Annotated in this window: 18 protein-coding genes; 5 read left to right on the top strand and 13 right to left on the bottom strand. The window is 65.3% G+C overall.

The window, feature by feature from the left end; all coding sequences use genetic code 11:
• Positions 1-105 precede the first annotated feature (105 nt).
• The 4 genes from MJ122_RS25330 to MJ122_RS25345 are packed head-to-tail and all read left to right on the top strand — an operon-like array spanning position 106 to position 4,708.
• A complete protein-coding gene (locus tag MJ122_RS25330) occupies positions 106-1,071 on the top strand; it encodes a response regulator (RefSeq protein ID WP_088421257.1) in 966 nt (321 codons plus the stop codon).
• Positions 1,072-1,108: 37 nt separating this feature from the next.
• Entirely contained in the window at positions 1,109-2,020 is a 912-nt protein-coding gene (locus MJ122_RS25335) for a putative 2-dehydropantoate 2-reductase (RefSeq protein ID WP_239746492.1), read from the top strand.
• Between the two features lie 60 nt (positions 2,021-2,080).
• A complete protein-coding gene (locus MJ122_RS25340; RefSeq protein WP_017518088.1) occupies positions 2,081-4,132 on the top strand; it encodes an ATP-binding protein in 2,052 nt (683 codons plus the stop codon).
• Positions 4,133-4,135: 3 nt separating this feature from the next.
• Positions 4,136-4,708 carry a cob(I)yrinic acid a,c-diamide adenosyltransferase gene (locus MJ122_RS25345; RefSeq protein ID WP_088421255.1) on the top strand — a complete coding sequence of 191 codons (573 nt, stop codon included), beginning with the start codon at positions 4,136-4,138 and terminating at the stop codon, positions 4,706-4,708.
• Positions 4,709-4,847: 139 nt separating this feature from the next.
• Here the strand turns inward: MJ122_RS25345 and MJ122_RS25350 are convergent, their stop codons facing one another.
• The 4 genes from MJ122_RS25350 to secA all read right to left on the bottom strand — a co-directional run bounded on the left by MJ122_RS25350 (position 4,848) and on the right by secA (position 10,724).
• Positions 4,848-5,798 carry a Nudix family hydrolase gene (locus MJ122_RS25350; protein ID WP_239746494.1) on the bottom strand — a complete coding sequence of 317 codons (951 nt, stop codon included), beginning with the start codon at positions 5,796-5,798 and terminating at the stop codon, positions 4,848-4,850.
• Positions 5,799-5,869: 71 nt separating this feature from the next.
• Complete coding sequence (locus MJ122_RS25355) at positions 5,870-6,499, bottom strand: glutathione S-transferase family protein (RefSeq protein WP_088421253.1); 630 nt, start codon at positions 6,497-6,499, stop codon at positions 5,870-5,872.
• A gap of 148 nt (positions 6,500-6,647) precedes the next feature.
• Positions 6,648-7,865 carry a bifunctional glutamate N-acetyltransferase/amino-acid acetyltransferase ArgJ gene (argJ, locus tag MJ122_RS25360; protein WP_088421252.1) on the bottom strand — a complete coding sequence of 406 codons (1,218 nt, stop codon included), beginning with the start codon at positions 7,863-7,865 and terminating at the stop codon, positions 6,648-6,650.
• 108 nt (positions 7,866-7,973) lie between these two features.
• Positions 7,974-10,724: a preprotein translocase subunit SecA gene (gene secA, locus MJ122_RS25365; RefSeq protein ID WP_239746496.1), complete on the bottom strand. Its 2,751-nt coding sequence runs from the start codon at positions 10,722-10,724 to the stop codon at positions 7,974-7,976.
• 290 nt (positions 10,725-11,014) lie between these two features.
• Here secA and MJ122_RS25370 point away from each other — a divergent pair, with 290 nt between their 5' ends.
• Entirely contained in the window at positions 11,015-11,482 is a 468-nt protein-coding gene (locus tag MJ122_RS25370; RefSeq protein WP_088421250.1) for a DUF721 domain-containing protein, read from the top strand.
• A 68-nt stretch (positions 11,483-11,550) separates the two neighbouring features.
• Here the strand turns inward: MJ122_RS25370 and lpxC are convergent, their stop codons facing one another.
• From lpxC to murD, 9 genes are all read right to left on the bottom strand, one after another.
• Positions 11,551-12,462 (bottom strand): UDP-3-O-acyl-N-acetylglucosamine deacetylase, encoded by a 912-nt coding sequence (gene lpxC, locus MJ122_RS25375; RefSeq protein WP_015475884.1) that lies wholly within the window; start codon positions 12,460-12,462, stop codon positions 11,551-11,553.
• 112 nt (positions 12,463-12,574) lie between these two features.
• On the bottom strand, positions 12,575-13,759 hold the full coding sequence (gene ftsZ, locus MJ122_RS25380; protein ID WP_017518095.1) for a cell division protein FtsZ: 1,185 nt from the start codon (positions 13,757-13,759) through the stop codon (positions 12,575-12,577).
• Between the two features lie 53 nt (positions 13,760-13,812).
• The gene (ftsA, locus tag MJ122_RS25385) at positions 13,813-15,060 is read right to left on the bottom strand and encodes a cell division protein FtsA (protein WP_017518096.1); all 1,248 of its coding nucleotides are present in this window, start codon (positions 15,058-15,060) and stop codon (positions 13,813-13,815) included.
• A 21-nt stretch (positions 15,061-15,081) separates the two neighbouring features.
• Positions 15,082-15,945, bottom strand: a complete 864-nt coding sequence (locus MJ122_RS25390; RefSeq protein ID WP_017518097.1) for a cell division protein FtsQ/DivIB — start codon at positions 15,943-15,945, stop codon at positions 15,082-15,084.
• A gap of 3 nt (positions 15,946-15,948) precedes the next feature.
• On the bottom strand, positions 15,949-16,896 hold the full coding sequence (locus tag MJ122_RS25395) for a D-alanine--D-alanine ligase (RefSeq protein WP_088421248.1): 948 nt from the start codon (positions 16,894-16,896) through the stop codon (positions 15,949-15,951).
• Positions 16,893-18,347 (bottom strand): UDP-N-acetylmuramate--L-alanine ligase, encoded by a 1,455-nt coding sequence (gene murC, locus MJ122_RS25400; RefSeq protein ID WP_088421247.1) that lies wholly within the window; start codon positions 18,345-18,347, stop codon positions 16,893-16,895. Before murC ends, MJ122_RS25395 begins: the two co-directional genes overlap by 4 nt.
• Complete coding sequence (gene murG / locus MJ122_RS25405) at positions 18,340-19,413, bottom strand: undecaprenyldiphospho-muramoylpentapeptide beta-N-acetylglucosaminyltransferase (RefSeq protein ID WP_239746498.1); 1,074 nt, start codon at positions 19,411-19,413, stop codon at positions 18,340-18,342. The genes murC and murG overlap by 8 nt, the downstream gene beginning before the upstream one ends.
• Positions 19,403-20,602 (bottom strand): putative lipid II flippase FtsW, encoded by a 1,200-nt coding sequence (gene ftsW, locus MJ122_RS25410; RefSeq protein ID WP_017518101.1) that lies wholly within the window; start codon positions 20,600-20,602, stop codon positions 19,403-19,405. The genes murG and ftsW overlap by 11 nt, the downstream gene beginning before the upstream one ends.
• The gene (gene murD / locus MJ122_RS25415) at positions 20,602-21,948 is read right to left on the bottom strand and encodes a UDP-N-acetylmuramoyl-L-alanine--D-glutamate ligase (protein ID WP_017518102.1); all 1,347 of its coding nucleotides are present in this window, start codon (positions 21,946-21,948) and stop codon (positions 20,602-20,604) included. Before murD ends, ftsW begins: the two co-directional genes overlap by 1 nt.
• Positions 21,949-21,960 lie beyond the last annotated feature (12 nt).

The following is a 21,960-nucleotide window of genomic DNA, read 5'->3' on the forward strand; positions in this document are numbered from 1 at the left end:
TTGACGATAAAAATGCGCGGTCATTATAACTGACAGACAAGACCGCGCCCGGCCTCTGACAGTGAGAGTCGGCATTTCCCACCCGTTTGCGAGACATTCCTTTTCATGCCAACCAACCATCTCAGCATCCTGGTGGTCGACGACGCCAAGTTCTCCAGTGCCATGATCGGCCGCGCGCTGAGCCAGGCCGGCTACCAGAACGTGCGCTTCGCCAGCAGTGCCAGCGAAGCGCTCGACCTGCTGGAAAAGGAGCCGGTGAGCGTCCTCCTCGCCGACTGGCTGATGCCCGAGATGGACGGCCTGGAGCTCACCGCCCGGGTGCGCCAGCTCGACGAGAGCGGCGACCACTACACCTACATCATCCTGCTCACCGGCAAGGAGGGCGACAACGCCCTGGCCGAGGCCTTCGACCGAGGCGTGGACGACTTCGTCAGCAAGTCCTCGATGAACGAGCAACTGGTGCCGCGCGTGCTGGCCGCGGACCGCCTGAGCAACACCCTGCAGCGCCTGCTGATGGAAAACCGCCTGCTCACCGAGAACATCACCAGCCTGGAAGAGCGCAACCTGGTGGACAGCGCCACCGGCCTGGGCAACCAGCGCTACCTCAAGCAGAAGATGGCCGACAGCATCCGCCAGGTGGAGTCTCGTGGCGGCGCGGTGTGCTACATGCTGATCGGCCTGCCGGAGCTGGCCGAACTGGGGCACAGGCACGGCCAGCCGTTCCAGAACGAACTGCTGCATGGCGTCGCCCGCCGACTGCAGCAACTGGTGCGTCCGCTGGACGTCCTGGCGCGCCTCGACAGCCAGCACTTCGCCCTGATCACCCTGCTCGAAGACCTGCAGGAATGCTCGCCCAGCAGCTTCCGCCGCCTGCATGAAGGCTTGAACCTCAAGGCGTTCAAGACCAGCGAAGGCTTCATCACCCTCAAGGCCGGCATCAGCCTGGTCGGCGTCGACGCCAAGGCGCTGCCCCTGGAGGTTGAACAAGTGATGCAGCAAGGCCGTGCGCTGCTGCCCGATGCCTTCGCCAGTGGGCGAATCAACGCCAGCCGGTTGACCGGCCTGCGCTAAACTTCGCGGTAAGCCCTCGACCCGCGAAGTTCTTCCCATGACCTGGACCGTACTCGGCGCCGGCAGCCTCGGTTGCCTGTGGGCCGCCCGCCTTTTCCGCGCCGGCCTGCCGGTACGCCTGCTGCTGCGCGACCGCAAGCGCCTCAACGCCTACCGCGCTCTGGGTGGCGTCACCCTGGTGGAAAACGGCCGCGAGAGCCTTTACCCCATCCCGGCGGAGACTGCCGCCCAAGGCGCCCCGATCCAGCGCCTGCTGCTCGCCTGCAAGGCCTATGACGCCGAATCCGCCGCCGCCAGCGTGGCCGCACGGCTGGCCCCCGGCGCCGAGCTCGTCCTGTTGCAGAACGGCCTGGGCAGCCAGCAGGCGGTCAGCTCCCACCTGCCGCGCGCCCGCTGCCTGTACGCATCCAGCACCGAAGGCGCATTTCGCGAGGCCGACTTCCGCGTGGTCTTCGCCGGCCAGGGCCAGACCTGGCTGGGCGACGAACAAGGTGGTGCCGAACCCGACTGGCTGTCCGACCTGCGTCAGGCCGGGATTCCCGTGCAATGGAGCACCGACATCCTCGAACGTCTGTGGCGCAAGCTCGCGCTGAACTGCGCCATCAATCCGCTCACCGTGCTGCATCAGTGCCGCAACGGCGAGTTGGCTGGCCATTCCAGCGAAGTCGCCGGGCTTTGCGACGAGCTGGGCCAGTTGCTGCATGCCGTTGGCTATCCCGTCGCCGCCAGGGAGCTGCAAAGCGACGTGGAGCGGGTGATTGCCGCCACCGCGGCAAACTTCTCCTCGATGTACCAGGACGTCGCCAAGGGACGGCGCAGCGAGATTGCCTATCTGCTTGGCCACGCCTGTCGCGAGGGGGATCGCCTGCACCTGGCTCTGCCGCTGCTGCGCGCCCTGCATGGGCGCCTGCGCAGCGACCTGGTGGCGCGCGGATTGCCCGACAACTGATGGCGGGCTACCCTGGCCGCTTCCCCTGTTTTTCTCTTTGACGCGCCCATGCCTTCTCCCATGAACCTGCGCCAGCGCCTGGAAGACCTGCCGGTCGGCCAGAAGATCCTCGCCGCCCTGCTGGTGCTGCTGGCGACCGTGATGCTGGTGGCCAACCTGGCCTTCATCAGCGCGGCCTACTGGATTTCCCAGGACAGCGTCGCACCCCAGGCCCTGCAGACCATCGGCAGGCTGATCGCCAACCCGGCGCTCAGCGAGCCGGCGCTGTCCTCGCCGACCCAGGCCCAGGTACTGCTGCGCCAGCTCGACGACTACCAGCCGCTGCGCGCCGCCGCGCTCTATGACAGCAATGGCGAGCGCATCGCGCAGACGCCGAGCAACGGCCCGGTGGCCCTGCCCGAGCGCCTGGACCACCTGGAGCGCTGGCGCCAGCACGAATATCGCCTCAACGCACTGTTCGAGCTGCCCCAGGCCGGCCGCAACAGTGGCTACCTGTTACTGGTGGCCAGTAGCGAGCTGCCCGGCGCCTTCTACACCGGTACGCTGACGGCCAGCCTGGTAATCCTCTCCGTTTCGGTGCTGCTCTGGCTGCTCATCGCCCAGCAGATCCGCCGCCTGATCACGCGCCCGATCCGCAGCCTGGAGGAGCTGTCGCGCCAGGTCACCCGCGAGGAGAACTACGCCCTGCGCGCCGAGCGCGGCAATGCCGACGAGATCGGTCGCCTCGCCGACGCGTTCAACACCATGCTGACCCGTATCGAGGCCCGCGAGCAGCAGCTGAAGCGCGCCCGCGACGATGCCCAGGAGGCCGTCGAGCAGGCCCAGTCGCTGGCCGAGGAAACCCGTCGCTCGAACCGCAAGCTGGAGCTGGAAGTCCAGGTGCGCGGCAAGATCGAGAAGAAGCTCACCGGTTTCCAGCACTACCTCAACAGCATCATCGACTCCATGCCCTCGGCGCTGATCGCGGTGGACGAGCAACTCTACGTCACCCAGTGGAACCAGGAAGCCAGCCAGCTTTCCGGTACCAGCCTGGACGACGCGGTGAACCAGCCGGTGTTCCTCGCCTTCCCCTCGCTCAAGCCCTTCCTGCCGCAGCTCACCCGCGCCGCCGAGCAGCACAAGGTCGAACGCGTCGAACGGGTTACCTGGGCCCTCACCGACGCCCCGCGCCACTATGCCCTGACCTTCTACCCGCTGATGGGCGGCACCGGCCGTGGCGCGGTGATCCGTATCGACGACATCACCGACCGCCTGGGGATGGAAGAGATGATGGTGCAGTCGGAGAAGATGCTCTCCGTCGGCGGCCTCGCCGCCGGCATGGCCCATGAGATCAACAACCCGCTGGGCGCGATCCTGCACAACGTGCAGAACATCCGCCGGCGCCTGTCGCCGGATCTGCCGAAGAACCTCGAGGTGGCCGCTGAGGTGGGCGTGCGCCTGGACGACCTCAACCATTACCTGGAGGCGCGGGAGATTCCCAAGCTGATGGACGGCATTCAGTACGCCGGCTCCCGCGCAGCGAAGATCGTCACCCACATGCTCTCCTTCAGCCGCCGCAGCCATCGCCAGATGGCCGCCTGCGAGTTGCCGGCACTGCTGGAACAGGCCGTGGAGATCGCCGGCAACGACTTCGACCTCACCGGCGGCTTCGACTTCAAGTCGCTGCAGATCGTCCACGAGTATGACCAGCGCCTGGGGCCGGTACCGGTGATCGCCAACGAAATCGAACAGGTCCTGCTCAACCTGTTGAAGAACGCCGCCCAGGCCATCCACCTGCGCGACGACGAAGAAGAAGGCGAATTCGGCCGCATCATCCTGCGCACCCGGCTTAATCCGCCGTGGGCGGAAATCCAGGTGGAGGACAACGGCTGCGGCATGCCGGAGAAGGTGCGCAAACGCATCTTCGAGCCTTTCTTCACCACCAAGGAAGTCGGCCAGGGTACGGGCCTGGGCCTGTCGGTCTCGTACTTCATCGTCACCAACAACCACAAGGGGCAGATGGAGGTACAGTCCGAGCTGGGCCAAGGCACCTGCTTCACCCTGCGCCTGCCGCTGACCACCGAAGTTTCCCCGCCCTTGCCGCTACTGGCGCAAGGCGACAAGGAGCATTGAGCCATGGGCAATCGCCTGTCGAAGATCTACACCCGCACCGGCGATGCCGGAGAAACCGGCCTGGCCGACGGACGCCGGGTACCCAAGCATCATCCGCGGGTGGAAGCCATGGGCGCGGTGGACGAACTGAACAGCCACCTCGGCCTGCTGCTCGCCGGGCTGCACGAAGCGCGCAGCAGTGCGCTGGAAGAAGTGATGGGTGTGTTGGCGCCGATCCAGCACCGCCTGTTCGACCTGGGCGGTGAGCTGGCGATGCCGGAATACCGCGCGCTGAACGATGCCGAAGTGGAGCGTCTGGAGCAGGTGATCGACCGCTGGAACGATGAGCTCGGGCCGCTGAAGAACTTCATCCTGCCCGGTGGCTCGCGTCTGGTAGCCCTCGCCCATCTGTGCCGCGCGCAGGCGCGCAACGCCGAGCGCCGCTGCCAACAGCTCAATGCCGAGGAGCCGCTGGAAGGCGCGGGCCTGCGCTACCTGAATCGCCTGTCCGACCTGCTGTTCGTCGCCGCGCGCTTCATCGCCCGCCGCCAGGGTGTGGAAGAGATTCTCTGGCAAGCCGCGGAAAAGCCCGCCTGATCGATCGAGAATCGACTCGTAGGAGCGCTCCCTGCGCGCGATCGCGGCATGGCCCGCTCATACAGCTAGCACGCTGCAGTATTTCGCAGGATGGCGTGGAGCGACGCGATCCCCATCGCCGCCCCACGCAAAATGCCTGTCAGCCTTCGTTTTTCGGCCAGAACGCCCGAATACCCGCCACGCCCTGCGCACCGGCCTGCCAGGCACGCTCGACATCCTGCGAGCCGACGCCGCCGAGCAGGAACACCGGCTGGTTGAAGCCATCGATCAGCTCTGCCGCCGTCTCCCAGCCCAGCGCCGGTTCCCCCGGATGGCTCTCGGTGGGCTGCACCGGCGACAGGGTGACGAAGTCCACCCCCATGCGCGCCGCCAGCTCCAGTTCCTCGGCGCTATGGCAGGAAGCCGCCAGCAGGCGCTCGCGGGGGAACGGCCGGCCATTGGGCGCGTACTTGCGCAGTTGCTCGGAAGTCAGGTGCCAGCCGGCCGCCGGGAAATCGCCCAGCCATTCCAGCGGGCCCTTGAGCATCAGCTGCGCCTTGCCGGCGCACAGGCCTTGTACGTCGACAGCGAGGTCGCGGTACTCGGGGCTGTACATGTTCGGCGCGCGCAGCTGGACCAGGCGGATGCCACTGGCGACAGCCGCACGAACGCCCTGCACCAGTTGCGGGATTTCCAGCCCATCGGGCGTGATCAGGTAGCGATCAGGCAGGCGCGCGGCCTGCACGATGGGCTCGTTGGCGGCAGGAAAGTCGTAATCCGGCAGGTCGCGCGGGGAGACCCAGGCCAGCGGCTGGCCCTCGGCGCCATGGGGCGCGCCGGAGAAGGCGGAGACTTCCCACACATCCAGCAGTACATGCTTGTCGCTGTAGTCGTGCTGCACGCGGATCAGCGGGCGCGCCTGCTCGACGTCGATGCCGAGTTCTTCCTTCAGCTCGCGGGCCAGGGCGACCTGCACCGCTTCGCCCTCTTCCACCTTGCCACCGGGAAACTCCCAGAGACCGCCCTGGTGCTTGTCGTCCGGACGGCGGGCGATCAGCACCCGGCCATCGAGTCCGCGAATCACGGCGGCGGCGACATGTACTCGTTTCACAGTGCTACTCCTCAATCCGATTCAGGCAGGGCCCGCGCAGACGGGCATTCTACCGTCATTGACGGCCGGATTCAGGCGCGTTCGACCATCGCCGCGTCCAGCCAGGGGCGGAAGGCCGGCCAGGCGTAGATCGCATCCACGTAGTTCTGGGCCTCGATGGGCAGCGTCACGCAGTAACTGCGCAAGCGCGTGGCAATGGGTGCATAGAAGGCATCGGCGATGCTCGCGTGGCCGAACAGGAACGGGCCGTCCTGACCGAACCGACCGCGGCACAGCGCCCAGAGCTCGACGATGCGGGCGATGTCCGCCTCCACCGCTTCGGGCACTTCGGCCAACGGCTGGTTGCGCTGGATGTCCATTGGCATATGCGAGCGCAGCGCCATGAAGCCGCTGTGCATCTCGGCGCAGACTGAACGGGCCAGCGCTCGCGCCGCTTCGCCACGCGGCCAGAGGTGCGCTTCGGGGAAGCGCTCGGCGAGGTATTCGGCAATTGCCAGGGAATCCCAGATCAGCCCGTGCTCGCACTTGAGCGCCGGCACCTTGCCGCTGGGCGAGTGCTCGCGGATACGCCGCGCGGTGTCCAGGCCACCCAGGGGAATGAGGATTTCCTCGAACTCGGCGCCGGTAAGTTGCATGGCCAGCCAGCCGCGCAGGGACCAGGAGGAGAGATTCTTGCTGCCGATGATCAGGGTAAGGGACATGGACGTGATGCTCTTGAGGGTCAGTCAGGAGACCTTAGAGCGCGGCAGCCATGAAAACAAATTCCCGATTTTCATCCATCGATGAAAATCGGGAATGCGAGCGGAACGAGACGCAGGGCCTGGGCGGGCCTCTGCGTCTTCGCGTGGATCAGGTGCGGTATTCAGCGTTGATCTTCACGTACTCGTGGGACAGGTCGGTGGTCCAGATGGTCTCGCTGCAGGTGCCGCGGCCGAGATCGATGCGGATGGTGATCTCCTCCTGGGCCATGACCTTCGCCCCCTGGTCCTCGGTGTAGCTGGCGGCGCGGCAACCACGGCTGGCGATGGCAACGTCATCCAGGAATACGTCGATCAAGCTCACGTCCAGGTCAGGCACGCCGGCACGGCCGACGGCGGCGAGGATACGGCCCCAGTTCGGGTCGGAGGCGAACAGCGCGGTCTTGATCAGCGGCGAGTGGGAGACGGCGTACCCGACATCCAGGCACTCCTGGTGCGTCGCGCCGCCGTTCACCTGCACGGTGACGAATTTGGTGGCGCCTTCGCCGTCACGCACGATGGCCTGCGCCAGCTCCATGGATACATCCAGCACGGCCTGCTTCAGCGCGGCGAACAGCGCGCCGGAGGCGGCGGTGATTTCCGGCAGCGCAGCCTGGCCGGTGGCCACCAGCATGCAGCAGTCGTTGGTGGAGGTGTCCCCGTCGATGGTGATGCGGTTGAAGGACTTGTTCGATGCATCGCGCAGCAGGTCCTGCAGCACGCCCTGGGCAACCTTGGCGTCGGTGGCGATATAACCGAGCATGGTGGCCATGTTCGGTTTGATCATGCCGGCGCCCTTGCTGATGCCGGTGACGGTGATGGTTACGCCGTCGTGCTGGAACTGGCGGCTGGCGCCCTTGGGCAGCGTGTCGGTGGTCATGATGCCGGCGGCTGCGTCGGCCCAGTTATCCACCGACAGGTTGGCCAGCGCGGCGGGCAGTGCGGCTTCGATCTTCTCGACCGGCAGCGGCTCGCCGATCACCCCGGTGGAGTACGGCAGCACGGCGCTTTCCGGAACGCCAGCCAACTCGGCCAGCTTGGCGCAGGTGCGGGAGGCATTGGCCAGGCCCGGCTCGCCGGTGCCGGCATTGGCGTTGCCGGTGTTGGTCAGCAGGTAGCGCACCGGACCCAGGAAGCGCTTGCGCGCCAGGATCACCGGGGCGGCGCAGAAGGCGTTGGTGGTGAACACTCCGGCTACGGTGGAGCCTTCGGCGCAGCGCATCACCACGATGTCCTTGCGGCCGGGTCGCTTGATGCCGGCGGAGGCGATGCCGAGTTCGAAACCGGGGACCGGGTGCAGGGTGGACATGGGGCCGAGACCAACAGCCATGTGGCGCGCTCCTATCTAGTCAGTGAATCATCTAATCAGTGGATCAAATGAGAAAAACGCCGCGAGCGGCTGGGCCGGTCGCGGCGTTGGTATCAGGGTCGGGAAGAGTTATTCCACCTGACCGTGGCAGTGCTTGTACTTCTTGCCCGAACCGCAGGGGCACGGCTCGTTGCGGCCGATCTTCGGTTCGTTGCGGATGGGCTCCATCGGCACCACGTTGTCAGCCGGTACTTCACCCTCTTCCTCGGGCTCGCCGGTCACCTGGTCCATGGACGGCGCAGCGGCATGCTGGAACTGCATGCGCTTGGCCATTTCCTCGGCTTCGCGGCGCAGGCGGGCTTCTTCTTCGGCCGGGTCTTCGCGGCGAACCTGAACGAAGGACAGCACGCGGATGGTGTCGCGCTTGATGGAGTTCAGCAGTTCCTGGAACAGGTTGAAGGACTCGCGCTTGTATTCCTGCTTCGGATTCTTCTGCGCGTAGCCGCGCAGGTGAATGCCATGACGCAGGTGATCCATGGTGGACAGGTGGTCCTTCCACAGGTCGTCCAGCACGCGCAGCAGCATCTGCTTCTCGAAGGTGCGCAGGGCTTCTTCGCCGGCGAGCTCCTCCTTCTCGTTGTAGGCAGCGACCAGCTCGGCGAGGATTTTCTCGCGCAGGGTTTCTTCGTAGAGCTTCTCGTCGTCGTCCAGCCACTGCTGGATCGGCAGTTTGAGGCCGAAATCGCTGTACAGCGCAGCTTCCAGACCGGCAACGTCCCACTGCTCGGGTAGCGACTGCGGCGGAATGTGCTCGCTGACGGTGTTGTTCAGGGTCTCTTCACGGAACTCGGTGATGGTCTCGCCGATGTTGTCGGCCGCGAGCAGGGTGTTGCGCATGTGGTAGATCACCTTGCGCTGCTCGTTGGCGACGTCGTCGAACTCCAGCAGTTGCTTACGAATATCGAAGTTGCGGCCTTCGACCTTGCGCTGGGCCTTTTCGATGGCATTGGTCACCATGCGGTGCTCGATCGCCTCGCCCGGCTGCATCCCCAAGGCCTTCATGAAGTTCTTCACCCGGTCGGAGGCGAAGATGCGCATCAGGTGGTCTTCGAGGGACAAGTAGAAACGGCTGGAGCCCGGGTCGCCCTGACGGCCGGCACGGCCACGCAGCTGGTTGTCGATACGGCGGGACTCGTGACGCTCGGAGGCGATCACGTGCAGGCCGCCTGCCTCGATGACCTGCTGGTGACGCTTCTGCCAGTCGGCCTTGATCTGCGCCACCTGTTCGTCGGTGGGGTTCTCCAGCGCGGCGACTTCCACTTCCCAGTTGCCGCCCAGCAGGATGTCGGTACCACGACCGGCCATGTTGGTGGCGATGGTGACCGAGCCCGGACGACCGGCCTGGGCGATGATCTCGGCTTCCTTCTCGTGGTACTTGGCGTTCAGAACCTTGTGCTCGATGCCGGCGTTCTGCAGCAGCTGCGAGACGTATTCGGAGGTTTCGACCGAGGCGGTACCCACGAGGATCGGACGGCCCAGCGCCTGGCACTGCTGCACGTCGGTAATGATGGCGGCGTATTTCTCGTCCTGGGTCAGGTAGACCAGGTCGTTGAAGTCCTTACGGGCAACCGGGCGGTGGGTCGGGATCACCACCACGTCCAGGCCGTAGGTCTGGCGGAACTCGAAGGCCTCGGTGTCGGCGGTGCCGGTCATGCCGGCCAGCTTGGTGTAGAGGCGGAAGTAGTTCTGGAAGGTGGTCGAGGCCAGGGTCTGGCTCTCGGCCTGGATCGGCAGGTTTTCCTTGGCCTCGATGGCCTGGTGCAGGCCCTCGGAGAGGCGACGGCCCGGCATGGTACGGCCAGTGTGTTCGTCGATCAGCAGGACCTGGTCGCCCTGGACGATGTATTCCACGTTGCGGTGGAACAGGGTGTGGGCGCGCAGCGCGGCGTAGACGTGGGTCAGCAGGCTCAGGTTGTGCGCCGAGTAGAGGCTCTCGCCCTCGGCCAGCAGGCCGTTCTGGGTCAGCAGCTCTTCAACGTAGGCATGACCCTGCTCGTTGAGTTCGACCTGACGGGTCTTCTCGTCGATGCTGTAGTGGCCCTGCTGGGTCACCTGGCCTTCGACTTCCTCGACGTGACGCTTCAGGCGCGGGATCAACTTGTTGATCTTGATGTACAGCTCGGAGCTGTCTTCGGCCTGGCCGGAAATGATCAGCGGAGTCCGCGCCTCGTCGATGAGGATGGAGTCCACTTCGTCGACCACGGCGAAGTTCAGTTCGCGCTGGAACTTGTCTTCCAGGCTGAACGCCATGTTGTCGCGCAGGTAGTCGAAGCCGAATTCGTTGTTGGTGCCGTAGGTGATGTCGGCGGCATAGGCCGCGCGCTTCTCTTCCGGCGGCTGGAACGGGCTGACGATGCCAACGGTCAGGCCGAGGAATTCATACAGCGGTCGCATCCAGTTGGCGTCGCGGCGGGCCAGGTAGTCGTTCACGGTGACCACGTGCACACCTTTGCCGGACAGGGCGTTCAGGTAGACGGCCAGGGTACCCACGAGGGTCTTGCCCTCACCGGTACGCATCTCGGCGATCTTGCCTTCGTGCAGGGTCATGCCGCCGATGAGCTGGACGTCGAAGTGACGCATGCCCATGACGCGCTTGCCGGCCTCGCGGGCAACGGCGAAGGCTTCGGGCAGGATCTGGTCGAGGCTCTCGCCCTTGGCGACACGTGCCTTGAACTCTTCGGTCTTGGCCTTCAGTTGCTCATCGGAAAGCGGGACCATCTGGGGCTCGAGTGCATTGATGGCCTGGACCTGCTTGGCCATGCGCTTCACTTCGCGCTCGTTCTTGCTTCCAAAGAGTTTTTTCAACAAAGGCGCAAACATATCGACTGGGTCATCCGAACTGGAGAATTGGAGGGCTGCCCGACTGGCTGGCCGCGGCGCGGAACGGCAATGAAGCGGGCATTCTACCCGGAAACTTCCGGGAAAAAAGTGCCGGAGTCATCCTCCGAAGCTTCGCATTCTGCGAGCTTGGGGGCAATGCATGGGCGGACAACTTTGCATCCGAGTGGGTGATATGGTGACGCAGCCATGCAACTTCAAGGGCGGACGGTGGCATCTGGTCCTGAGCGCATCTGTTACCATCTTTCTTTATTCACTCCCGGTTGCTCCTCATGGCCTTCCGCCCCCTGCCCGCCAAGGCGATGACCAAGTTGCTGCGCGAAGCCAAGCCGCTGCACTCGCTGTTCGTCCAGGCGCAGCGCCTCTCGCGCCTGCAGGAACTGCTCGATTCGCAATTGCAGCCCGCCGCGCGCCCTTTCTGCCGCGTCGCCTCCTGGCGTGAAGGCAGCCTGCTGCTGGTGGTCACCGACGGGCACTGGGCCACGCGCCTGCGTTACCAGCAGAACCGCCTGCTGCGGCAACTGGCCACGTTCGAGGAGTTCGCCGGACTCACGCGCATCCTGTTCAAGGTGCAACCAGCAATCCAGGCGCCTGTCCGCGTGAACACCAACCGCATCAGCGAATCCGCCTCGGCCACCCTGCATGAAGCGGCCGAAGGCATCAGCAATCCGCAGCTCAAAGCCGCTCTCGAACGCCTCGCCAGCCGCAGTCGCAAACCACCGGAAGCAGACCAGGAATAAAAGCGAAGACAAAAAAAAGGCCACCCGAGGGTGGCCTTTGAAGTTGTAGCTGAAAGGAGGAGGTTTCCTTATACGGCCGCAGCGGGTCGCATATAGGAGATCGGCGCGGTCTTGGCGTCCTCGAAGGTCACCACTTCCCAAGCGTCCTTGTCTGCGATGAGGGTACGCAGGAGACGGTTGTTCAGGGCGTGACCGGACTTGTAGCCGATGAACTCGCCGATAAGGCTGTTACCCAGCAGGTACAGGTCACCAATGGCGTCCAGGATCTTGTGCTTGACGAACTCGTCCTCATAACGAAGACCGTCTTCGTTGAGCACTCGATACTCGTCGACCACGATGGCGTTCTCCACGCTGCCACCCAGAGCCAGGTTCTGGGAACGCAGCATCTCGATGTCGCGCATGAACCCGAAGGTACGGGCGCGGCTGACTTCCTTGACGAAGGAAGTGCTGGAGAAATCCACCACGGCTTTCTGGGTGCGACCACGGAAGACCGGGTGATCGAAATCGATCTCGAAGCTCACCTTGAAGCCGTCGAACGGAACGAAGGTGGCGCGTTTGTCGCCCTCTTCCACCGTTACTTCGCGCTTGATGCGGATGAACTTCTTGGCCGCTTCCTGCTCTTGCAGGCCAGCGGATTGGATCAGGAATACGAAAGGACCTGCGCTGCCGTCCATGATCGGTACTTCCGACGCGGACAGTTCGACATAGGCGTTGTCGATACCCAGGCCGGCCATGGCCGAAAGCAGATGCTCCACGGTATCCACTTTGACGTCACCCTTGATCAGGGTGGTCGACATGGTGGTTTCGCCGACGTTCGAGGCCCGGGCGGGAATTTCCACCACAGGGTCGAGGTCAGCCCGGCAGAACACGATGCCAGTATCGACGGGAGCCGGCTTCAGGGTCAGGTAAACCTTCTCCCCGGAGTGCAGGCCGACACCGGTCGCCCGGATGATGTTCTTCAAGGTGCGTTGTCTGATCATGGCTTTGGCCGCTTTCGCGCAAGTTGCGAACTGTTGTCAACAATGGGCGGCGATGATAGCAGAACCGCCCTTTGCTGAACACCAATCACATTGATACTCCTGATAAATCGACTCAATCGGCCTGACGACGCAGGAAGGCCGGGATGTCCAGGTAGTCCAGATCGTCCTGCGGATTCAGCTTGGCCGCGGTGGCAGCGCCGCCGTGGTTCTGGTTGCGCATGACGGTCGGACGGTCCAGGTCACGGTAGTTCACCGACTGCTGCTCGCGCTGAACCGGAGCCTGGGTGCTGACGGCCTGGGTCTGAACGGTGTTGTCGACGACCTTGACCGGCTTCTCCAGGCGAGCGCCCAGACCGGTGGCGACCACGGTGACGTGCAGCTCGTCGCGCATGTCCGGATCGATCACGGTGCCCACTTTCACGGTGGCGTGCTCGGAAGCGAACTGCTCGATGATGTTGCCCACGTCGGAGTACTCGCCCAGGGACAGGTCCGGACCGGCGGTGATGTTGACCAGGATGCCGCGGGCGCCCTGCAGGTTGACGTCTTCCAGCAGCGGGTTGCGGATCGCGGCTTCGGTAGCCTCGCGAGCGCGGTTCGGGCCGCTGGCGCAGCCGGTGCCCATCATGGCCATGCCCATTTCGCTCATGACGGTTTTCACGTCGGCGAAGTCGACGTTGATCATGCCCGGGCGCTTGATGATGTCGGAGATGCCGCGGACGGCACCGGCCAGCACATCGTCAGCCTTGGCGAAGGCGGCCAGCAGGCTCGCATCCTTGCCCAGGATGGTCAGCAGTTTTTCGTTCGGGATGGTGATCAGCGAGTCAACGCTTTCTGCCAGCGAGCGAATGCCTTCGTCGGCGATCTGCATGCGCTTGCGGCCTTCGAACGGGAACGGACGGGTGACCACGGCCACGGTGAGGATGCCCATTTCCTTGGCAACCTCGGCAATGATCGGCGCAGCACCGGTGCCGGTACCGCCCCCCATGCCGGTGGTGATGAAGACCATGTCGGCGCCTTCCAGGACTTCGGCGATACGCTCGCGGTCCTCGATGGCGGCCTGGCGGCCCACTTCAGGGTTGGCGCCAGCGCCCAGGCCCTTGGTCACACCCGGGCCGAGCTGCAGAACGGTGCGCGCGGCGATGTTCTTCAGCGCCTGCGCATCGGTGTTGGCGCAAATGAATTCGACGCCATCAACGTTGTTCTTGGCCATGTGGTTCACGGCGTTGCCGCCGCCGCCACCTACGCCGATAACCTTGATGACTGCTGTTTGCGGGACGTTATCTACCAGTTCAAACATTTCCCCTCTCCTTCCTTTCTAGTTGTGTTGCCTACGTTTACCGCGGTGGTAAATCAGAAATTGCCCTGGACCCAGCGTTTAAGCTTTTCCAGTACCGGTGTCTTGGGTTCGTCGCTGCTGAAACTGCTGCCGGACAGGGAGATGCCGTCGGACTGCTTTTGCAGTCCGTACAGGAGCAGCCCCACACCGGTGGAATAGATTGGATTGCGCACGACGTCGGCCAGTCCCTTGACGCTATGCGGTACGCCCAGGCGCACCGGCATGTGGAAGATTTCTTCGGCCAGCTCGACGGCGCCTTCCATCTTGGAGGTGCCACCGGTCAGGACGATCCCGGCCGGAATCAGGTCCTCATAGCCACTGCGACGCAGCTCTGCCTGAACCAGGGTGAAGAGCTCGTCGTAACGAGGCTCGACCACTTCGGCAAGCGCTTGGCGCGACAGTTCCCGCGGCGGACGATCGCCGACGCTGGGCACTTTGATGGTTTCGCCGGGGCCGGCCAGTTTGGCCAGTGCACAGGCGTAGCGAATCTTGATTTCCTCAGCGTACTGAGTCGGGGTGCGCAACGCCATGGCGATGTCGTTGGTGACCTGGTCGCCAGCGATCGGGATCACCGCCGTATGGCGAATGGCGCCTTCGGTGAAGATGGCGATATCGGTGGTGCCGCCGCCGATGTCCACCAGGCACACGCCCAGTTCCTTTTCATCCTCGGTGAGCACGGAGTAGGCCGAGGCCAGCTGCTCGAGGATGATGTCATCGACTTCCAGGCCGCAGCGGCGCACGCACTTCTCGATGTTCTGCGCGGCGTTCACCGCGCAGGTCACGACGTGCACCTTGGCTTCCAGGCGTACGCCGGACATGCCCAGCGGCTCGCGCACGCCTTCCTGGTTATCGATCACATAGTCCTGGGCCAGGGTGTGCAGCACACGCTGGTCGGCCGGGATGGCCACGGCCTGGGCCGCGTCCAGCACGCGCTCGATGTCCGCGCCGCTGACTTCGCGGTCGCGGATGGCCACGATGCCGTGGGAGTTCAGGCTGCGGATATGGTTGCCGGCGATGCCGACGAAGGCCGAGTGGATACGGCAGCCAGCCATCTGCTGGGCTTCATCGATGGCGCGCTGGATCGATTGCACGGTGGACTCGATGTTCACCACCACACCTTTCTTCAGGCCGCGCGACGGGTGCGTCCCGATGCCGACGATTTCCAGCTTGCCATCGGCCGCCACCTCGCCCACCAGCGCCACCACCTTGGAGGTGCCGATATCCAGGCCGACGACCATTTTGCCGCTCTGCACGCTTGCCATGTTTATTGAAGTCTCCTCAACTCACTGCGCGGCGGTGGTCTGTGCCACCGTCGCTTCCGGCACCGGATCGCGCCACGCCACGGCCAGGCCGTTGGGGTAACGCATGTCGATGCGGGCGATTTTCGTAATCTGGTCTTTCAGCGCCTTGTCGTAGATGGTCACGAACCGGCGAATCTGTTCTACCGCGTGATCGCGGCCCAGCATGATCTCCACTCCCTGCGCGGTCCCCAGGGTCCAGGCGCCGCGCGAACTCATGTCCAGGCTGGCGATAGTGAAGCCCAGCGGGCGGAGCATCTGGCTGAGAATCTGGTACTGCTGCATCACTTGCTGCTGGGCGCGCTGCGGGCCGGACAGGCGCGGCAGGTGCTCGTAGTTGGCCACTTCACGCGGCGCGAAAGCCTGCCCCTGGTTGTTCAGCAGGGCCTCGTCACCCCAGCGGGCGATGGGCAATTGCTCGTCCAGTCGAACCACCACCTGGTCGGGCCATACGCGGCGCACTTCGGCGTGGGCGATCCAGGGCATCTGTTCCAGCTCCTGGCGCATGCCGGCCAGATCGATGGTGAAGAAGCTGGCCGAGACATAGGGGCTGATCCGCTGCTGCACCGCCGCCTGGCTGATGTAGCTGAGGTCGCCCTCTACGCTGACCTTGGCAATCGGGCGGTCGGCATAGGGCAGCACGTATTGCGCGCCGTAGTAAGCACCGCCGCCCAGTACGCCCAGCACCAGGGGCCACAGCAGCACCTTCAGGAAGCCGAAGCTGGGCTTGGGCATGCGAGCGCTGAGCGGCTCCTTGGCCACCAGACGGCTGGCGCCGCGCGGCACCGGCTTGCGTGCGGGAGCACGGCCGATTCCGGGATTCTGGTGACGAAGCTGCGCGCCGTTCATGACTTACCCCCTTGCCTCGACGCTGTCGGCGAGGATCGCCAGCACCAGTTGCTGGAAATCCAGGCCGGCCGCGCGCGCGGCCATGGGCACGAGGCTATGGTCGGTCATGCCCGGTGCCGTGTTCACTTCCAACAGCCAGAAGCGCCCCTGGGCGTCCTGCATCACGTCGGTCCGACCCCACCCCTGGATGCCGAGGGCATCGCAGGCGCGAGCGGTCAGGTCCTTGAGTTCCTGTTCCTTGTCGGCATCGAGGCCGCAGGGAATCTGGTACTGGGTATCGTTGGCCAGGTACTTCGCGTCATAGTCGTAGAAGGTGTGCGGCGTGCCCAGGCGAATGGGCGGCAGCACCTGGCCACGGAGGATCGCGACGGTGTATTCAGGGCCGCTGATCCACTGCTCGACGAGCACTTGTGGATCGAATTTCGCAGCAGCAGCCCAGGCCGCGATCAGCTCTTCAATGCTGTTCACCTTGGCCATGCCGATGCTCGAACCCTCGCTGGCCGGCTTGACGATCAGCGGGAAACCGAGCTTTGCCGCAGCGGCACGGCAATCGTCCGCGCTGGCGAGGACAGCGTGGTCCGGCGTAGGCAGGCCCAGGCTCAGCCACACGCGCTTGGTGCGCAGCTTGTCCATCGCCAGCGCGGAGGCGAGCACGCCGCTGCCGGTGTAGGGAATGCCGGCGATTTCCAGCAGCCCCTGCATGGTGCCGTCTTCACCGCCACGACCGTGGAGGATGATGAAGGCGCGGTCGATCTTCTCGCGGGTCAGACGCTCCAGCAGGTCATCGCCCACGTCGATGCCGAAGGCGTCCACACCGGCGCCCTGCAAGGCCTGCAGAACCATGGCGCCGGATTTCAGCGACACCTCGCGCTCGGCGCTCTTGCCGCCGTACAGCACGGCGACGCGACCGAAGGCGCGGGGCTCGAGGGCGGATTTGAGGGCGTCACTCATTGTTTCTTCCCCTCGGCGCCAGCAGCGGCGGCGCCGAACATCGGATTCTTGATCAGTTGCGGAGCCAGCCCACCGATATCGCCGGCGCCCTGGCAGAGCAGGATGTCGCCGGGACGCAACAGCGGCTTCAGCAGCGAAGCGAGGTCACCGCCACGCTCCAGGTAGATCGGGTCGAGCTGGCCGCGCTGGCGGATGCTGTGGCAAAGGTGACGGCTGTCGGCGCCAGGGATCGGCTCTTCGCCGGCCGGGTAGACCTCCATCAGCATCAGCACGTTGGCCTCGCCCAGCACCTGCACGAAGTCGTCGTACAGGTCGCGGGTGCGGCTGAAGCGGTGCGGTTGATACACCATCACCAGACGACGCTCCGGCCAGCCACCGCGCACGGCCTTGATCACCGCCGCGACTTCGCGCGGGTGGTGGCCGTAGTCGTCGACCAGCATCACGCTGCCGCCTTCCACCTGCAGGTCGCCGTAGACCTGGAAGCGTCGGCCGACGCCCTGGAAGCCGGACAGGCCCTGGACAATGGCCTCGTCGGAGATACCTTCGTCGGTGGCGATGACGATGGTCGCCAGGGAGTTCAGCACGTTGTGCAGGCCGGGCATGTTCACCGAAACGTCCAGCGGCTCGCGCTCGGGACGCAGCACGGTGAAGTAGGTACGCATGCCTTCCTGGCGGATGTTGATGGCGCGGACGTCGGCGTCCTCGCTCAGGCCATAGGTCACGGTCGGACGGGCGACCTGCGGCAGGATCTCGCGCACCACCGGGTCGTCCACACAGACCACCGCCAGACCGTAGAACGGCAGGTTGTGCAGGAAGTCGACGAAGGTGCGCTTGAGCTTGTTGAAGTCGCCGCCGTAGGTGCTCATGTGGTCGGCGTCGATGTTGGTGACCACCGAGACCATCGGCTGCAGGTGCAGGAAGCTGGCGTCACTCTCGTCGGCCTCGGCCACCAGATAGCGGCTGGTACCCAGCTGCGCGTTGGTGCCGGCAGCGTTCAGGCGGCCGCCAATGACGAAGGTCGGGTCCAGGCCGCCGGCAGCGAACACCGAGGCGATCAGGCTGGTGGTGGTGGTCTTGCCGTGGGTACCGGCCACTGCGATGCCGTGGCGGTAGCGCATCAGCTCGGCGAGCATCTCGGCGCGCGGCACGACCGGCACGCGGCGATCCAGCGCGGCGGCGACTTCCGGGTTCGACTTGTTCACCGCGCTGGAAACCACCAGCACGTCGGCGCCGTCGGAGTTCTCCGCACGGTGGCCAATGAAGATTTCCGCGCCGAAGTTCTTCAGGCGCTCGGTGACCGGCGACGCCTTGAGGTCGGAGCCGGAGACTTCGTAGCCGAGGTTGAGCAGCACTTCCGCGATACCGCACATGCCCACGCCACCGATGCCGACGAAGTGGATGCGGCGGATGCGCCGCATGGTGCGGGTGACGCCGGTGGGTTCTTTAACCACGGGCCACCTCCAGGCAGGCATCGACTACCGTGCGGGTAGCCTCGGGCTTGGCCAGGCTGCGTGCGCGAGCGGCCATGCGGGTCAGGGAATCGGGATGCATCAATACCTCGGACAACTGCGCGGCCAGTTCGGCGGCGCTGGTAGATTTCTGTGGCAGCAGGAGGGCCGCGCCCTCGCGCACCAGGAATTCGGCATTCTTGGTCTGGTGGTCGTCGATCGCGTGGGGCAGCGGCACCAGGAAGGACGGCAGGCCGGCGGCGGTCAGCTCGCTCACGGTCAGCGCTCCGGCGCGGCAGATCACCAAATCGGCCCAGGCGTAGGCAGCAGCCATGTCGGCGATGAAGGGAGCTACGTCCGCTTCGACACCGGCGGCGCGGTAACGCTCCGCAGTCACTTCGTCATGCTGACGACCGGCCTGGTGGCGAATGGCCGGGCGACTCTCGGCCGGCACCTGCGCGAGCGCTTCGGGCAGCAGCTTGTTCAGCGGCTCGGCACCCAGGCTTCCACCCAGCACCAGCAGGTTGACGCGGCGGCCGCTCAACGGCGCGCGGGCACCCTCTTCCAGGAACAGCTCGACGCGCACCGGGTTGCCAGTGGTCAGGCGCTTGGCACTGCTGTCGAAGGTATCCGGGAAGGCTTCGCAGACCCGCTTGGCCAGCGGCGCGAGGCTGCGGTTGGCGGTGCCGGCGACAGCGTTCTGCTCATGGATCACCAGCGGCACGCCGGACAGCTTGGCAGCCAGGCCGCCCGGGCCGGTGACGTAGCCACCCAGGCCGAGCACGCAGACCGGCTTGAGCTGGCGCACCACGCTCAGGGCCTGGAACAGCGACTTGAGCAGATCGAACGGCGCGCGCAGCAGGGACTTCAGGCCCTTACCACGCAGGCCGCTGACGTTGATCAGGTGCAGCGGCAGGCCGGCCTTGGGTACCAGATCGTTTTCGATGCCGCGCGGGGTGCCCAGCCAGTGCACGCTGTAGCCGCGCGCCTGGAACTCACGGGCGCAGGCCAAGGCCGGGAACACGTGTCCGCCGGTGCCGCCCGCCATGATCAGGACGTTACCTTTCATCGGCAAAGTCCTCTTCGCTGAATTCATATTCCTCGCTGCCCATCACGGTGCGGCGCTCCCATTCGATGCGCAGCAGCATCCCCAGCTGGGCACAGCAGATCACCAGGGAACTGCCGCCGTAGCTGAGGAACGGCAGGGTCAGGCCCTTGGTCGGCAGCAGGCCGACGTTCACACCCACGTTGATCAGGAACTGGCCGATCCACAGGAAAGCCAGCCCGTAGGCGACGTAGGCGGAGAAGTACTGTTTCGACTGCTCGGCCCAGATACCGATGTACAGCGCGCGCAGGCTGACGAAGACGAACAGGGCCACGGTGGCCATCGCGCCGACGATGCCCAGCTCTTCGGCGAGGACCGCGAACACGAAGTCGGTGTGCGCCTCGGGCAGGTAGAACTGCTTCTGGATGCTGTTGCCCAGGCCCATGCCGGTCCAGCCACCGCGGCCGAAGGCGATCAACGCCTGGCTGAGCTGGTAGCCCGCGCCGAACTGGTCGGCCCAGGGATCGGTGAAGTTGGTCAGGCGCGCCATCCGGTAAGGCTGGGTCTGGATCAGCAGCACCACGGCGCCGACCGCCAGCGCTACCATCAGGCCGAAGCGGAACAGGCCCACACCGCCGAGGAACAGCATCGCGGCGGCCGCGCCCATCATCACCACGGTGGCGCCGAAGTCCGGCTCGCGCAGCAGCAGGCCGGCCATCGGCAGCAGCACCACGAACGGCTTGAAGAAGCCCAGCCAGCTTTCGCGTACCTCCTCCTGGCGGCGAACCAGGTAGCCAGCCATGAAGATCACCACGAAGACCTTGGCGATCTCCGAGGGCTGGATGTTGAAGAGGCCGAAGCCGATCCAGCGCATGGAACCGTTCACCTCGCGGCCGATGCCGGGGGTGATCACCATCACCAGCAGCACAAAGGCCACGGCCAGCAGCTTCCAGCCCCAGCGCTGCCAGGTTTCCATCGGCACCATCATGGTCACACCGCAGGCGACGAAGCCGATGGCGAGGTAGATCAGGTGGCGGACCGAGAAGTACAGCGGGTTGCCGGACTGCGCCGCGGCGACTTCGGAAGATGCCGAAGTGACCATCACCAGGCCGAGGCCGAGCAGCGCCAGACAGCCCGCGAGCAGCGGGAAGTCGATGTCGATGCCGTTGCGGCTGATCAGCGGGGACGGATAGGGGCGCAGGAAGGAGAACATCAGGCGAGCTCCTCCACGGCCTTGGCGAACAGGCGTCCGCGTTCCTCGTAGTTCCTGAACATGTCCAGGCTCGCGCAGGCCGGCGACAGCAGCACGGCGTCTCCCGGCAGAGCCAGGTCGGCGGCGTGCTCGACGGCTTCGTCGAGAGTATTCACGCGGACCTTGGGCACCACGTTGCCAAGGGCGGCGCTCACCAACTCGGCGTCACGGCCCAGCAACACCACGGCGCGGCAATGCTTCGCCACCGGATCACGCAGGTCATGGAAGTCAGCGCCCTTGCCGTCGCCACCGGCGATCAGCACCAGCTTGCCGTCGATGTCCGCTCCCAGGCCCTCGATGGCAGCCAGGGCGGCGCCGACGTTGGTGGCCTTGGAGTCGTCGTAGTAGTTCACGCCGTTGCGCTCGCGCACCCACTGGCAGCGGTGAGCAAGACCGGCGAACTCACGCAGGGTCTGCAGCATCGGCTCGAACGGCAGGCCAACGGCATGCCCCAGCGCCAGCGCGGCCAGGGCGTTGGACTGGTTGTGCGCACCACGGATCTTCAGCTCACGGGCCGGCATCAGCTTGTCGAACTGGAAGGCCAGCCACTTCTCGCCGTCCTCTTCGATCAGGCCGAACGCCTTGAAGTCCGGCTTGTTGATGCCGAAGGTCCAGCACGGCACGTTGTCGGCGATCAGCGGACGGCTCAGGGCGTCGGCACGGTTCACCACGACCTGCTTGGCGCCACGGAAGATGCGGTGCTTGGCCAGGTGATAATCGGCCATGCCGTCATAGCGGTCCATGTGGTCTTCGCTGACGTTCAGGCAGGTGGCGACCTCGGCGTTCAGGCGCTCGCAGGTTTCCAGCTGGAAGCTGGACAGCTCAACCACGTACAGCTCGACGTCATCGGCGAGCAGGTCCAGCGCAGGAGTGCCGAGGTTGCCGCCAACGGCGACGCGCTTGCCAGCGGCCTTGGCCATATCCCCCACCAGGGTGGTGACAGTGCTCTTGGCGTTCGAACCGGTGATGGCAACGATTGGTGCCTTCGCGTGACGCGCGAACAGGTCCACGTCTCCGGACATGCGCACGCCACGGGCGGCCGCTTCCACCAGTGCGGGAACGCGCAGCGACAGGCCGGGGCTCACGTAGAGTTCCTGGGCGCGGCAGAGGAAATCGGCGTCGAGGTCGCCGCAGCGCACCTCGACCTGCGGATACTGCTCGCGCAGGGTCGCCAGCTCCGGCGGATTCGCGCGCGTATCGGCCACGGCAAAGGGCACGCCCTGGCGCGCCAGGTAGCGCACCAGGGACATGCCGCTCTTGCCGAGGCCGACAACGATGCGGAATTGGTCGGAAGCGATCAGGCTCATGCTCGATCAGTC

Source organism: Pseudomonas sp. DP-17, assembly GCF_022380625.1.
Classification (GTDB): domain Bacteria; phylum Pseudomonadota; class Gammaproteobacteria; order Pseudomonadales; family Pseudomonadaceae; genus Pseudomonas; species Pseudomonas nitroreducens_A.